Here is a 13,903-nt window from a genome sequence, read left to right as displayed (position 1 = left end):
GGATCGGTGATGGCGCGGGCCACGCTTTCGGCCCGGTCGGCGAGCGCGCCGGCCCGGTTGGCGTCGCCGGCGGTCGCGGCCGCCCGGGCCACCGCGGTCAGCACCAGTGCCTGTTGGGCCGGGTCGGTGAGCGAGCGGGCCACGTTTTCGGCCCGCACGACATCGCCACCGGCCACGACCGCACCGACCACCACCATCAGCACCAGTGCCTGCTGGGCCGGGTCGGTGAGCGAGCGCGCCACGCTCACGGCCCGGTCAGCGAGCGCGCCGGCCCGGTCGGCGTCGCCGGCGGTCGCGGCCGCCCGGGCCACCGCGGTCAGCACCAGTGCCTGTTGCGCCGGGTCGGTGAGCGAGCGGGCCACGCTCTCGGCCCGCACGACATCCCCGGCCGCGGCGGCCGCCCGCGCCACCGCGGCCAGCGCCCAGGTCTGCTGGCGCGGTGCGGTGATCGAGCGGGCGAGGGCTTCAGCTCGGGAAGGCTGGTGCAAGGTGGCCCAGACGGCCGGCAGATCGGTGGGGATGTTGCTGTTGCGGCCGGTGAGGTTATCGCGGCGAACACACAGCCGCAGCATCGCCTCAAGGTCCGGGTTCGGTCCTGCCAGGACGAGGTCCTGACAGGTGGTGATCTCGACGAGGGCGGCGGCGTCGCCGCCGGTCAGGTCGAGCATCCGGTTGTGCCGGTCCGGGTCGGTGACCAGGTCGACCAGACGGGACACCGCACCGACGGCGCTGAGCATGCGGGGGTAGCCGCGTAACAGGTATTCCGGGGTGCCGGGCGGCCACGGCGGTCGACCATCGGTGGCGGCGCGGTAGGTGTCGGCCCAGGCGTGCAGGCGCAGACGGTAGTCGGTCAGCCGGGCCTCGCCGACATAGCTGGTGGCGGCCTGTTGCAGTTCCTCGTGACCGAGGAGATACACCTCCGGCCCGGTGTCCGGATCCCACTCGGCGGTGCGGCGGGTGAAGGTCCGCCCGGCCACGGTGTGCAGCACGCCCTCGATGACTACCAGCCCGGCGCCGGTCAACTCCCGCAGATCGGGCCCGGAGAGACCACCACGAGCCGCGGCCAGCAGGCCCAGCAGATCCTGCTCGACCGGGCTACCCGTCAACAGGCGTCTGAGTTCGGACTGGCCCAGGCGCTGCAGATCTCGCGCGTACGTCGACGCGGACAGTCGCCGCACGATTCCCGGATCACGCAGCGGATGCCAGTGCGGCACGTCGTCGGGGACCGGCGGGTTCGGCCGCCCCGCCACGATCACCCGCATACGGGCCGGCGGATCGGCTGGGAGCAGCCCGGCGATACTGTGCGCGTGCTCGCCGCCGGCCGTGCTGCGGTCCTCATCCAGGCCGTCGACCAGCAACACCAGCCGCACCCCGCGCTCCCGGCACGCCATCGCCGCCTCGGCGAGCAGGTTCAGCAGCCACGCCTCACGCAACCCCTCATCGAGCACTGCGGGCGGCTGCTGCCCGGTCAACGCGGTCAACTGCTCACTCACCGCGGCGACGAACGCCGCCCGGGTGTCCGAGCCGGCCAGCCGGGCGGTGATGAAGAACGCCACCACCTGCACCCTTGAGCGGACCTCCGCCGGCGGGTCGAGCACGAACGTCGACAACAACGCCGACTTGCCAGCCCACGGGCCCGCCTGCCACCACACATACGGTCCCCGCTGCTCCTGCAGGCAGAACCCGGCCAACTCCGCGAGCTCCGCGTCCCTCTCCGCCAACCGGGGCGGGGCGATCCGGCGGACCTGCGCCAGGTACGCCGACCGTGGCGGCACCAGCGGCCCTGTTCCGGACAGGAACACGTTCACCGTCCGAGCCGCACCGATCCCGACGCCGCCCTGCACACCGTGCCCGAGACCGCCCGGCCCCGAGGGGGCCTGCCACCCCGGCACCCCATCAGGAGCGCCGTCGTCGCCGGGTCCGGTCAGTGGCCGGGCCGACCCGGCCGGTGAGGGTCCGGATCCTCCCGGCGCCGGTCGCCGATATTGACGGTGCCGGCCTGCCCGATCGCCGTCGCATCGTCGTACGCGGTCGCGGTCACCTCGCCGGTGAACACCGTCGACCCCGGCGCGGCCAGCACCTGAGTGCCCGCCGCCCGCAACTGCGCCAGCAGATCAGTAACCGTCGCGGCGAACGCCTCGTCTCGGCGCGCCGCTGCCGCCACCGCCAACTCGACCTGCTGGCGCGTCAACTCGCTGACCTGCCCCGACTCACCCGCTGCCTCCTGCGCGAGATCCTCGCGCACCGGCTCTCCCAGCCTGGCCAGCACAACGTCATGCAACCGGTCCGCGCCCACGTCGATCGCCGCGTCGACCGTCTCGTCCACCCGGCCCGCAGCCCGGCGCGCCTTGCGTACCGCCCACGCGATCACCATCCCAGCGACCACCGAAGCCTCCACCACCGGCATCCAGCGCCTCCCCGAACAGTTCGTCCCACTGTGGACCAGACCCGCACCACCGTACCGAGCTGGCCGCCACCCGCCGTCCCCCGAACAGCCCGACCGCGACGTCGATAATCAACACGCCCCGCCGCCACCCGCGGACCCATCCCGGTGGAGCCCTGCAGCAGCGTCGTGGGATTCCACCGGGCGATCCGCACTTCGGTGACCCCGGGCCTCAGCGCCTACGCCCGCAACCACCCAGGGCAGTCAGCTGCCGGAGATAAACCGTCCGCCGGACCGAGCCGAAAAGATCTTGACCAAACTTTGCCGCGTATTCGCCGTAACGAGTGAGATCACACGGTTCTGAGCGAGATCAAGTGAGACTCGCAAAAGAGGCCCTCGACCAGCATTCGCACTGGTCAAGGGCCTCTTTTCGCACCTGGTGGCGGGTAGAGGATTCGAACCTCTGTAGCTTTCGCGACGGATTCGCAGTGAACACCTGAAACCAAGATCAACAACGACCCGACCTGCGCATCTAGTCGGCGATGGGTAGCCGTCGCGGGTATGTCCCCGTCATGTTCCCGTCCTGCCTGCTTGCAGTCCCGTTGCCGGTAGCAACCGCACGGCCCTAGTTACGGTCTTGAAGCGGTAGTGCATCTCCTCGCTGTGGGTCATAGCAATGATGTGGATTGGTGGAACGTAGTCACCCCAGTAGTCGGCTTCGCGAAGTGCCTTGATGTCGTCCCGGTTGCTGTACATGAGTAATACGTCGATGTCTTTCGGAATGGGCGATACTAGGGCTGAGCCGAATATCCAAGCCTCGACGGATGGATATTTACTCAACTGCCTGTGGAGTGCCCGAAGGTGTGGCCAGCGATCGATCATGTCCATTCTTGACCCAAGCTCTTTAGGAAATCTGGTAGGAGCAGGATCCTTGTATTGGATACTTTTCCGGCCTCGTAGACCTCGGACGCGAACCCGCGGCAACTAGGATTGGTGTTTACGATTGCATTAATTGATACACGAGGCTCTGCTGCCAAGAGTGAGTAGACGCTGTCTGAGGTTAGCTCGTAGTCAGCGTAAAATATTGCGACGAGCGGTCTAAGGCCACCCTTACGGCTGACCTCATAGGTGAACTCGCCGCAACGCCGTGTATTTGCGACGTGCCAACTTGAGTTGAGCCTATTGCGAACGTACTGCTGTTCGGAGCTGACGTATTCGGAGATCCTCGGACTCCGGAGGAGGGCTCCCTTCAAGTCACCCATGCGAGTAAGGAGGACGCCACGAGCCTCTGCCATCTCGTAGGCGCTGCCATCGGCGGAACGCTTTATCAGAAGGAATGCCTGGGCCGTTGGCATTTCGCGGATCGCGTCATCCAAATCTCTGGCAGTGAAAGAGAGATTACCCTTTCTCTCCACGCAGTAGACGAAGGCTGGCGGTAGCGTCTTGCGGTCGACCTGTAAACCGTGCTCGCCCACTGGCATGACGGTGGGATACCCGTCCTCTCGGAGCTTTCCGGCCGCCCAATCCCGCATAGTCACCGCACGTCTCCTCGGAGGACGTCATCCATTCCGGTCGGAAAACGGCTAGAGCCGGCGGTCCAATCATCGAACAAGTGGCGCTCCTCGAATTCCAGGGCGTGAATTGAGAATTCCTCGGCGACACGACGCTCGCTCGGGCCGAGTAGTGCGTTGTTTCTTTGTAGCGCGCGCTTTATCCTGGCGTTGTTGGGTATGATCGTCCCCTTGGCGTGTCGGATCCACTGACTAGCGCGAGCCTCAGAGAAAACACCGTCCGCAGGGCCGTATCTTAGGAATATCGCACGGTTTTCTTCCAGCAAGGGCTCGATGAATGCACGCGCGGATTTCCTGTCAGCGAATTCGGAAGTTCCAAAAGCGCGGCGTAGTTCATCTTGATGTCTACTTTTCCAAGAGTGAAGTAGCGTGGCGGGGTAGCTCCCTGGAACCTTGTCTACTTTAGTGTGGCAATTTGCGCAGAGTACAACCACATTATCTGAGTTCGCTCGCTCATCCGCAGTCAGGGTCGCACCTTCGTCGTCGCGTGGCCCGCCTTCAGATGCTGCGATAATATGCGCCATTTCCGCAAAATCGACACTATTGTCGGTGTCGAAGAGGGCGATCTCGCAGGCCGGATTGGCGCAGTAGCCTCCCGATTCGGACCATAGGCGACGCTTCGTGTGGTCACTAAGGGGGACGCGAGAACATCGGGTTTCGCTCTGTTGGTTACGGGCCAATTTGTACCGTCCAGGACTTGGCGAGTTGAGGCTCGAACGAGGAGTCGTCCCGATCAATGGAAGATCGCGACCGACAAGGTCCAGAAGTTACCGGAACTGCACGCTACCTGAGTGCGTTATGGATGCGATCGTTGACGCCATCCTCGCCGCCGTCGATGCAGTTGGCGTAGACCCGGAGCAACACCGCGACGCGGTGCCCGAGTCGCCGGGCGACCTCGGTTGCCGGGACGCCTGCGTTCAGCCAGAGCGAGGCTGCGGCGTGACGAAGGTCGTATGGACGCTTCGCCAGAGGCGAGGCGACCTGGTGCGAAGTGAACGCCACTTTCCGGGCCAGCTTCCACCACCGGGCGTAGACCGACTCGGAGAGGGGACCACCGTGCAGGCCGCGGAAGAGCCGGCCATCGGGAGCCGTGCCGTACTCCGTGATGTGGTGATGCAGCAGGGCGACCTGCTGGGGCGGAATCGCAACCACGCGAGTGTCCTGGCGAGCCCGGTGCTTGAGACCACGTACGCCAACAAACCCGGCAAGCACGAGCGGCTCACCGCAGCCGGAGTCGACATAGTGATCGGGTCGATGGAGGACATCGCTGATGCGCTGCACCGTGTCTCCGTGAAGTCGCACCGATGACCGATCCGCACACCCTGCCGGCCGACGTGCTGGCCAACGTTCAGCGCCGCTGGCCAGACGTGGCGGACGTATGGGCGGCCAAGGTCCAAGAAGAGTTCCGAACTCTCTGCGAGCGATACCGGGCCCACCCCGCGCGGCATCCTGAAGGCCCGCTACGGATTCTTCGCCGCGGTCGACACCCCGGACGGCCCACTCGTACTCCGCAGCAGTCCAGACCCACGCGGCCGCGACCAGGCAGCCGTTGCCGTCGCACTCGCCGACCTGGGCGCCGCTCCCCGAGTTCACGAAACTGTCGTCGCCGAACACGGAACCTGGACCGTCGCCGACCGGGTCCTGCCGGGAACCCCGCTCAGCCAGACCGACCCGGCGACCGTCAACCCGCGTGCGCTCTTCGCACCGCTGGCGATGATGCGGGGCCAGCCGGCCCCGCTCCCGGGCATGCCCTCAGTGCTGGACTGGCTCCGAGGCCGCCTTGAAGACGACAACCTCACCGAACTACGCCCCGGCACCACCGTCGCGCCAGTCGGTGAGCGCAAAGCCGCACTCGGTCTCCTGACCGACCTAGCTAGCGATCACCTTCCCGGCCTCTGCCACGGAGACGCCTCCAGCGGCAACATCATCGCCAACGGCCCACACCACTGGATGTACATCGACCCACGCGGCATGGCCGGCGAACACACTTACGATGTCGCGGTGCTCGCCATTCGGGTCCGCAGTTCGCCGAGGCTCGTAGCCCGAATCGCCGATCTAGCGCAAGTCGCGGCGGAGCGACTTCATGCCTGGACAGCAGTCGCGCAGGCCCACGCGTTTAGTTGGCGGTCCAATTTCGGATCAGTAGGAGCGGCCCCGGCAGGCGGCGGTGCAATAAAAAATCGCTTAGCATTAGTCACGTACGTCGATCTGCATGCCACCGGTCGGCAAGATAGGCCGATATACCGCGAAGGGAACTACCGAAAATCCGGGATGCTGCGGCTGGTCAGCGAATCCAAGCGTGCCCAAGAGCGTTATGAATTCGTTGAGTAACTGAGCAACTCTTCCCCTATCAACGGCTCCCGTGCTACGCGTGATATCAACCGTTTGGTGGGCGTAGTCAGCGCCAGGTGAGTAGGCGCCAATTGTTCCGACGATCGTCCACTTCTGCTCGCCGACGCCGTATCGCGAGAAAAGAATTTCCGGTTCACTATCAAGGAATCTGCGATCCTCTTGCAGTCGCGCAGTGATACTCACGCCACCCTCCCCCGCGGGAGCCATCGCAAGGTGAAAGCCTGGATGGAACACACCGCGTGCAATCTTAACAAAGGCCCGTAGCTGACTCGCGGGAAGGCCAGCAATTTTGGTGTGATCAAAATCAGGAATTAACGATTCAAGAGAACCGTCTGGGGCCGTCGCCTGTGAGGCTTTTTGAGATTTTACCCTGGGCCCATTCCTTTGCGAACCAGTTCCTGCCGTCTGGGGGGCCAGAATCAATCCCTGATACGCCATCCGCCGCAGTTGCGAATCCGGCAAAAGCGTTTGCTGCATATCGCGCATCGAAAAGCCTGGCGGCCGCGGTGATGCGGACAAAAGATCCAGGCGGATAGTGGTCTTTAAATACATCAAAGGAATCGGGAGTGATCCCACTGACCTCCTGCGAGATGTCAGAGAGGTAACCCTCCGCCGTTAGAGACTCTTCGAGTTGCGGGAACACGGCATCGGCGAGGGAGCGCTGCGTGCTTTCCTCCGTGCCCCACATCTGCTCACGACTGGCTACTTTGGGAATTCCACCCGCAAATGCTCCTTGCCTCTTTTCCGTGACACGTTGATCCTCTGTGACGCCTCCCTCTCGCTGGGAAAGAAGCGATCGCACCTTATCGGTGTCTACATATATTAATTCACGAAGCGCATTCGCCCCTAATCTGAGAGTGATGTTGCTCATTCCGCCACACTGCGCACGTCCCGTGACAAATCTATTAGAAAATTTCCGAGTAACTTTTCGCTCGTTGATGAACTGTGAGGATTTTTGTGGCCTAAAGGCGCGTCCTGCATCGTTCGGGTGAGTCCTACGGGCCCCGAGGGCAGAACGACGGACTAGCTGGAGATGCACTTGCTGGCAATTCGCCGACTATTTTTAAGTTAGGAACATTGCATCCACCGGGTGGAAGCGCAACGCATTATCGACACGGAGCGGCTTGCCTGGTGCACGCCTCACAGTCCCCTCAACTAAGATGGCCCGCCCTTCGTCGTGCCACCGCCAGGCGTCACGGTAAAGCTCTATTGGCAATCGAATGAGTATCTCCGACGACTTCCCTTGGCGGACTGTAGATACCGCGATTTCGCCGAAAGGATCATCCTGGCTTTCGTGGCGCAACTGAACAATGGTTCCGGAAAATACTTGGCTCGGATCGACTTTCTGCTGTCTGAGTTTTTCTGCAACCTTGGCGACTAAGTCTTCAGCCTCCGCCTCAATGGAAACACTACGTGGCATGGTTGTAGGGGAGGGGACGGCCGGGGCCCAGTCGACTGCCGCCTCAAAATCGGCAACGGAACGCTGGCCGAGAATACCGGCAAGCGCCATGCAGAATTCTCGGCTCACCCCGCGATAGACAAGTTCATGCACCTGCGCTGAACGCGGCTCTTGGGCAGGTTTGACAATTATCTCCCGAAGAGCCTGCATAGATTGGGCGAACGTTCGCACAACACGGCGTTCGAAGGGTTCAGAAGGAGCCCGGTGGAATTCGACATGGTCGTTTTCGTCCTGTCTCAGGTATGGCTGATGCCTGTCAGGCTCGTCCGGTTCTGGCAATGGCATCAAGACCGGGATAATGTATGATCCTCGCTTGGTATGTCCCATCAGAGCTCGACGAACAATTTCATCGCCATACCGCGAGTAGTTGGAGCCTATATGGGCGCGTTCCCACCTTGCGGTTGTGGCTGATGCTCTGAACATCTTTCGCGCGGACGAAACGATCTTTGCGCCGGTTTCAAGCGGAATGGTGTCAGCATAGCGTGAGTCGCTGTCGGCGCGAAGTTGGGTAATGTCGAATAAGAGGTACTTGACGTTGGAGGCGACGTCGGCAGGATCTCGGCGCTCAGCAAAAGCGAGTCTCTTGAGCGCTCCCGAAAGCAATTCTTCGTCGGAATCCACAGGAACGCCAATACGGGAATTTTCTCGAGTCCATATGGAACCAGAAGGGCCAGGCGCTTGCTCAGCCCAGCCATTAAAACGAAGATAAGACCGGAGTTGGTTGGCTGTGGGAATCGTCTGCTCATCGGACATTGAGGCCGCCTTGCGGTTCTAAACCGAAGCAAGCATCAACGTCGGCGGCCCAGTCGCGTAGCGTGTCCGCAGTTAGGCGCTGATGTTTCGGCACTACAATTCCTGAGGCCTGCGGCATCTGGTCAACTCGAACCCAGAAACCGGCCGCGCGATGCAACGTTCCGTCTGGCAGGTGTTTAGCCATTGCTCTTGTTCATCAGGATCCAGAACGAGAAGCACGAAGTAGACGGGCACCTTGCACGCATGCCACTTCTTCCACCAGCTGTCGTCTGCAGGCCAAGTTGCGGTCCCGCCGCCATTGATCCGGAAACGACCAGTGCACTTCACCTGTACGCGTGCATCAGCCACGCCGAACTCCACCTTGCCGTCGATCGCGAGGACATCCTCATCGATGGACGTCTCCGTAAAACCCACGCCAGCCTGACTGCATATGGAGCGAAGGTAGGCTACGCCGAAGCGGGCTTTAGAACCATTTGCACCCAATGTAGCGATATCTGGTTGACTCGGCTGACTTGGGATCGCCATGCCGCACATCATCGTCGATATTGACAACTGAGGGTAGGTGCTCAGTCGCGCGGTGCGAGATCGGGCTAAGTTTCCAACCGAAACCACCGCTTCGGGGGATCTTCAACGCGCTGGTATTGCCGAATCGCCCTCTTCCGGATCAAGGCGCCGCGCAAGCGCGGCGCTGGCCGGATGCGCTCGGCCTGCTGGCGGGCTTCGCCCGGCATCGGCCGGCGCACCGGCCGATGGGCTGAAACAGGGTCAAGCCACTACGCAGGGAACTGAGGTCGAGGACGAAGCCCAGGAGCCCTCATGTAAGAGAAGGCATCGCTCCACCGCTAGAGCCGAGTCGCCAGCCTGCCAGGCGGGACCTTGCTGCTTTACATCGTCCGCTGAGGCGAAATTTTTGGGTGTCGGCGGTCCCGGGGCGAGGCCTAAGTTGCTGCCGCGCCGCTTCGCGGCTTGCCCTCGAATAGGTGGTGCCGGCCGAGGATGATCGGCGCTGACGGTGGCTGTAGCTGTCAGCGACGAACGAGAGACCGCGTGTCGAGTTCGAACCGAAACGGATACTCGGAGGTCAGGCTCGCGCCGGTCTTCACAACGGTTTCTTCGACGTAGTGCTGGCCATCGAGACGGTTGAGTCGCAGCGTCAGCGAGTCTGGTGCCTCGTGCTCGACCAGGAGGTACGACCCGATGCCGGCAGCAGCGTAGAGCTGCATCTTGAGCACACGGTCCATGGCGGCGTTGCTCGGCGAAACGATCTCACCGATCAGGAGCACCCGGGAAACGTCTGCCGTGACGGCCTCCTCGTCCTGATCCACCACAGCCAGGTCGGGAATGACGATGCGGCCGGTGTTCAACCGGACGTTGATCGCCTCGTAGACGAAGAGCCCGGCCGGCTCGGCGCCGTCCTCCAGGGCGTTCGCCAGGCGGCGGGAGAGGCGCTGATGGCTCATGCTCGGCGCGGGGCTCACCACCAGGCTCCCATCGATGAGCTCGATCCGGTCCGTCGTCTCGCCGAGCGCAAAATACTCGTCCTCAGTCCATGGACCGACGTGGTCAACCACTCCCACGCTCATCGACGACGTCACCTCCAGCAACGGTTTATAAGAAGATGCTTCCGCTCACGGTACGGCACCTCAGGCGGCATGGCGTCCCTGGAAAGCGGCACGCTGGCGTGAGTAGTACAGAGAAGCTATCCAGCCGAGCGCCAGTCCTCGCTGACGTTGCCTTCCTCGTAGTCCCACCAGCCCTCTTCGAACCCGTAGCGCAGAAGCCCGATGACGGCCTGGAGGTCGGCGTCGGGTGGGATGTCCAGCGCGATGAGACCGAAGTGCTCGATTCCCTCACCGGTGATGCCCAGTGGGGCGAAGGCGTCCAGGACCCGTTGAAGGTTACCTGCGAGCGGGCCGCCTGGGAACGGGACCACTCGCACGGTGCAGTGACCCGCCCACTCGATCACTTCGGTGCCCACGAGCATGCCGTCATCGTCACGCACGACGCGGACTTCATCGCCGGAGGAGAGGCCGCGGACGAAGAACGGCACGTTGTCGATCTCAACTCGGTCGGGTGAAAGGACCCTTGCCCACATCGTCTCCGCACTTACCGGCGGCCACCCGTCTTCGTCCACGTCCAAGGAGAAGAGCACCCGCACGAGATCGGACTTGGCTTGCTGATGCATCGCAATTCCTCTCCGCGGAGCCCGCGGCCGAGTCGGCTCGCGCAGCTCGGCGAGACGCCGGCGGACGCCACGGGGAGTCCCGATGCAGGCGGCGCCGAAAGCCGGATCTTGGCCCCAGCGTGTTCCCGCCATGTTCCCGTAGAGGGTCGTAGGCGGCCGGATCTTGCCGGACTTGCTAGATCACAACGAGAACGGCCCCGGTCAGCGTTTCCGCTGGTACCGGGGCCGTTCTCAATGTCTGTGGCGGGTAGAGGATTCGAACCTCTGTAGCTTTCGCGACGGATTTACAGTCCGCTCCCATTGGCCGCTCGGGCAACCCGCCTGGGCTTGCTGCAGGATCTCTCGCCGCAGCGGACAACAGAATAGCCGTACCGCGGGGCCGGTACGCAACCGGGTACGGTCGGCATGTCGGGGCGCGGGACCGTTGCCTCCGAATCCATCGACGTACGACAGCCGCAGGAGTCTGATCATGGCAGCAAGCCCGTCCTTCGACATCGTCAGCAAGGTCGACAGTCAGGAGGTCGACAACGCGTTCAATCAGGCGGAGAAGGAGCTTGGCACCCGGTTCGACTTCCGGGGCACGGGCACCAGCATCGCCAAGTCGGGCGAGAACGGCATGACGATCACGTCGGAGACCGAGGAGCGGGCTACGGCGGCGCTCGACGTGTTCAAGGAGAAGCTGGTCAAGCGGAACATCTCGCTGAAGTCGCTGGATGCCGGTGAGCCGCGGCAGTCGGGCAAGACCTACAAGATCGACTGCAAGGTGATCGAGGGGATCGAGACCGACAAGGCCAAGGTGATCAGCAAGAAGATCCGCGACGAGGGGCCCAAGGGCGTGCAGGCCCAGATCCAGGGCGACCAGCTGCGGGTCACCGGCAAGAAGCGGGACGATCTGCAGGCCGTGATCGCGCTGCTCAAGGCGGAGGACTTCGGCGTGGCCCTCCAGTTCACGAATTACCGCTGATCGCGAGCCGCCCGGCGGCAGACTGGGACGATGAGCACCAGTACGTGGACCATGCTGGTCGGCGGGGTCGCCGGGCTGGCGCTGGTGGCGTTCGGGGCCGGGGTCCTGTTCACCGGGCGCGCACCGGAGCCGACCCTGCGGACGTTCCGCACGGCCCGTGACGCCGGCTTCTATCACCTGCTTTTCGGTGCCGGCCTGAGCCTGGTGGTGGTCGGCACGGCCGTCCGGGGCGGCGTCATCACCGTGGTGACGACGATCCTGGCGCTCGTGCTTGTCGGTTTCGCCCTGGTCCGGTTCCGGCCGCGGGGTCGCCGGCAGATAAGCAGTGGCAAGCATTGAGCAGTAGCGACTAGAAACGGCGTGTGGAGCTGACACACGCCGTTCTGTCGTTCGCCGTACTGGGCGCCTTGTTGACGATCACGCCGGGGCTGGACACGGCGTTGGTGCTGCGCGCCGCCGTGACGATGGGGCGCGGGCCGGCTTTCGCGACCGCCCTCGGGGTGGGCGCGGGTGCCCTCACCTGGGGTGCGGCCGCCGCTGTCGGGGTGTCGGCGCTGCTCACGGCCTCGCAGGTGGCGTACACGATCTTGCGGGTGGTCGGTGCCGGCTACATGGTCTATCTGGGCGTAAAGCTGATCTGGGCCGCATTCCGTGACAAATCAGATGTCAGCGTGGGCGGCGAGGTGCAGACGGCGACGTTCTGGTCGACGTTCGGGCGAGGGCTTCTCACCAATCTGCTCAACCCCAAGGTCGGCGCCTTCTATGTGGCGGTGCTGCCCCAGTTCATCCCGGCCGGCGAATCCCCGTTGCTGGTCGGCGTCCTGCTCGCCCTCGTGCACGATCTGGAGGGCATTCTCTGGTTCACCGCGATCATCCTCGGCGCCGGGGCGCTGCGCGGCCGTCTCGCCCGGCGGCGGGTGCGCACGGCGGTGGACGGCAGCACCGGCGCCGTCCTGCTGGGGTTCGGACTCAAACTCGGTCTGGTGAGCCGATAACGTGGTGCCGTGGTGATCGAACCGGTGGTCGAGCTGGCCCAGGTCGACGAGCACATGGTGCTCGCCGACGTCAGGTACTACCTGGACGGCCGCTCCGGCCGGGCGGCCTACGAGCGGGGCCATCTGCCCGGCGCCGTCTTCGTGGACATGGATCACGATCTGGCGGCGCACGGCGGGCCGGCTGACGGCCGGCATCCGCTGCCGGCGGCCGCGGCCTTCGCCGAACGGATGGCCGAGCTGGGCATCGGCGACGACGACACGATCATTGCGTACGACGACGCGGGTGGCGTGATGGCGGCCCGGCTGGTGTGGATGCTTCGCGCTCTCGGGCACGACGCCGCTCTGCTGGACGGCGGCCTCACCGCGTACACCGGAAAGCTCGAGACCACCGTGCCGGAGCGTCCCCGGGCGACTTTCACCGCAGGTGATTGGCCGGCGGGCCGCCTGGCCGACATCGATGACGCCGGGTCGGGCTCCTTTGTGGTGATCGACGCGCGCCAGCCCGAGCGGTTCCGCGGTGAGTCCGAGCCGATCGACCCGCGGCCGGGGCACATCCCGGGCGCCCGCAGCGTGCCCTGCCGGGAAAACGTGGACGCGGCCGGCCGGTGGCTGGCGGCCGATCGGCTGCGTGAGCGGTTCGAGGCGGCCGGGGTCACCGGTGACACGGAGGTCGTGTCCTATTGCGGTTCCGGGGTGACCGCGTGCCACAACCTGTTGGCGCTGGAGCGGGCCGGCTTCGCGCCCGGCCGGCTCTACCCGGGTTCGTGGTCGCAGTACAGCGCCACCGACCGGCCCGCGGCCGTCGGCTCCTAGTCCGGTCCTAGGAGGAGAGTCCCTGCTCCTCCAGCCATCGGGAGTGGGACTCCCAGGCGGCCTGCTTGCTGCTGCCCAGCGCCGACCCGATGAGCGTCCACGAGGCACCGGCGTTGCGGGCCGAGCGCACCATCGACTGCCGGCCATAACCGGCCTTGCGGATGACCACCTCGCTGAGGGCCAGCATCTCGAGCGCTTCCTCCTGGCTCAGGGGCGGGGAGTTGCCGTCGTTCTCACCGGCCATCGCGGCCAATGCGTCCCGCATCCTCAGCTCGTCGTACCGCGTTGTAGCGGTCGAGAGGGTGTGCTGTCGCTCCAGTTCGTCCGGTGACGCCGCCATGGCCCCACTCTGTCCGTCAGGCGCCCTTGACGTCAAGTGATCTTGACGAAGCAGAGGTGAAATGCCCTCACTTAAGGCCCTAAATCCG

The 13,903-nt window shown here is 64.3% G+C and carries 16 protein-coding genes and 1 tRNA gene; 5 read left to right on the top strand and 12 right to left on the bottom strand.

Annotated features, from left to right (window positions below):
- The 5 genes from Afe05nite_RS09590 to Afe05nite_RS09570 form a co-directional block, all read right to left on the bottom strand.
- The coding region (locus tag Afe05nite_RS09590) for a P-loop domain-containing protein (protein ID WP_438867862.1) at nt 1-1,892 on the bottom strand (1,892 nt) is incomplete at its 3' end.
- Between the two features lie 32 nt (nt 1,893-1,924).
- Nucleotides 1,925-2,407, bottom strand: a complete 483-nt coding sequence (locus tag Afe05nite_RS09585; RefSeq protein ID WP_203816605.1) for a chromosome partitioning protein — start codon at nt 2,405-2,407, stop codon at nt 1,925-1,927.
- Nucleotides 2,408-2,953: 546 nt separating this feature from the next.
- Nucleotides 2,954-3,265, bottom strand: coding sequence for a hypothetical protein (locus Afe05nite_RS09580; protein ID WP_203816604.1), 312 nt, complete (start codon nt 3,263-3,265; stop codon nt 2,954-2,956).
- Nucleotides 3,262-3,921 (bottom strand): hypothetical protein, encoded by a 660-nt coding sequence (locus Afe05nite_RS09575; protein WP_203816603.1) that lies wholly within the window; start codon nt 3,919-3,921, stop codon nt 3,262-3,264. The genes Afe05nite_RS09580 and Afe05nite_RS09575 overlap by 4 nt, the downstream gene beginning before the upstream one ends.
- 816 nt (nt 3,922-4,737) lie before the next feature.
- A complete protein-coding gene (locus Afe05nite_RS09570; protein ID WP_275407457.1) occupies nt 4,738-5,319 on the bottom strand; it encodes a tyrosine-type recombinase/integrase in 582 nt (193 codons plus the stop codon).
- Here Afe05nite_RS09570 and Afe05nite_RS09565 point away from each other — a divergent pair.
- Nucleotides 5,266-6,285 carry an aminoglycoside phosphotransferase family protein gene (locus Afe05nite_RS09565; RefSeq protein ID WP_203816645.1) on the top strand — a complete coding sequence of 340 codons (1,020 nt, stop codon included), beginning with the start codon at nt 5,266-5,268 and terminating at the stop codon, nt 6,283-6,285. The two genes, Afe05nite_RS09570 and Afe05nite_RS09565, sit on opposite strands and share 54 nt — an antisense overlap.
- Nucleotides 6,286-6,625: 340 nt before the next feature.
- On the opposite strand, the gene Afe05nite_RS09560 is transcribed toward Afe05nite_RS09565, so the two are convergent.
- From Afe05nite_RS09560 to Afe05nite_RS09535, 6 genes are all read right to left on the bottom strand, one after another.
- Nucleotides 6,626-7,177 carry a DUF6414 family protein gene (locus Afe05nite_RS09560; RefSeq protein ID WP_203816602.1) on the bottom strand — a complete coding sequence of 184 codons (552 nt, stop codon included), beginning with the start codon at nt 7,175-7,177 and terminating at the stop codon, nt 6,626-6,628.
- A gap of 192 nt (nt 7,178-7,369) precedes the next feature.
- Nucleotides 7,370-8,518, bottom strand: coding sequence for a hypothetical protein (locus tag Afe05nite_RS09555; RefSeq protein WP_203816601.1), 1,149 nt, complete (start codon nt 8,516-8,518; stop codon nt 7,370-7,372).
- Nucleotides 8,519-8,611: 93 nt separating this feature from the next.
- Nucleotides 8,612-9,043 carry a DUF4365 domain-containing protein gene (locus tag Afe05nite_RS09550; protein ID WP_203816600.1) on the bottom strand — a complete coding sequence of 144 codons (432 nt, stop codon included), beginning with the start codon at nt 9,041-9,043 and terminating at the stop codon, nt 8,612-8,614.
- A gap of 500 nt (nt 9,044-9,543) precedes the next feature.
- The gene (locus tag Afe05nite_RS09545) at nt 9,544-10,101 is read right to left on the bottom strand and encodes a Uma2 family endonuclease (protein WP_203816644.1); all 558 of its coding nucleotides are present in this window, start codon (nt 10,099-10,101) and stop codon (nt 9,544-9,546) included.
- 116 nt (nt 10,102-10,217) lie between these two features.
- The gene (locus tag Afe05nite_RS09540) at nt 10,218-10,703 is read right to left on the bottom strand and encodes a DUF4265 domain-containing protein (protein ID WP_203816599.1); all 486 of its coding nucleotides are present in this window, start codon (nt 10,701-10,703) and stop codon (nt 10,218-10,220) included.
- 241 nt (nt 10,704-10,944) lie between these two features.
- Nucleotides 10,945-11,025, bottom strand: a tRNA-Tyr gene (locus tag Afe05nite_RS09535).
- A 147-nt stretch (nt 11,026-11,172) separates the two neighbouring features.
- Here Afe05nite_RS09535 and Afe05nite_RS09530 point away from each other — a divergent pair.
- The 4 genes from Afe05nite_RS09530 to Afe05nite_RS09515 are packed head-to-tail and all read left to right on the top strand — an operon-like array spanning nt 11,173 to nt 13,475.
- Nucleotides 11,173-11,667, top strand: coding sequence for a YajQ family cyclic di-GMP-binding protein (locus tag Afe05nite_RS09530; RefSeq protein ID WP_203816598.1), 495 nt, complete (start codon nt 11,173-11,175; stop codon nt 11,665-11,667).
- A 30-nt stretch (nt 11,668-11,697) separates the two neighbouring features.
- Entirely contained in the window at nt 11,698-12,006 is a 309-nt protein-coding gene (locus Afe05nite_RS09525; RefSeq protein ID WP_203816597.1) for a hypothetical protein, read from the top strand.
- A 23-nt stretch (nt 12,007-12,029) separates the two neighbouring features.
- On the top strand, nt 12,030-12,662 hold the full coding sequence (locus Afe05nite_RS09520) for a LysE family translocator (protein WP_239117672.1): 633 nt from the start codon (nt 12,030-12,032) through the stop codon (nt 12,660-12,662).
- A 9-nt stretch (nt 12,663-12,671) separates the two neighbouring features.
- The gene (locus tag Afe05nite_RS09515) at nt 12,672-13,475 is read left to right on the top strand and encodes a sulfurtransferase (protein WP_239117671.1); all 804 of its coding nucleotides are present in this window, start codon (nt 12,672-12,674) and stop codon (nt 13,473-13,475) included.
- A gap of 7 nt (nt 13,476-13,482) precedes the next feature.
- Here the strand turns inward: Afe05nite_RS09515 and Afe05nite_RS09510 are convergent, their stop codons facing one another.
- On the bottom strand, nt 13,483-13,815 hold the full coding sequence (locus Afe05nite_RS09510; RefSeq protein WP_203816596.1) for a hypothetical protein: 333 nt from the start codon (nt 13,813-13,815) through the stop codon (nt 13,483-13,485).
- Nucleotides 13,816-13,903 lie beyond the last annotated feature (88 nt).

This window comes from Paractinoplanes ferrugineus (assembly GCF_016862195.1).
GTDB lineage: Bacteria > Actinomycetota > Actinomycetes > Mycobacteriales > Micromonosporaceae > Actinoplanes > Actinoplanes ferrugineus.
The sequence above is the reverse complement of the archived record's forward strand: the minus strand, read 5'-3'. Positions and strand labels throughout refer to the sequence as shown.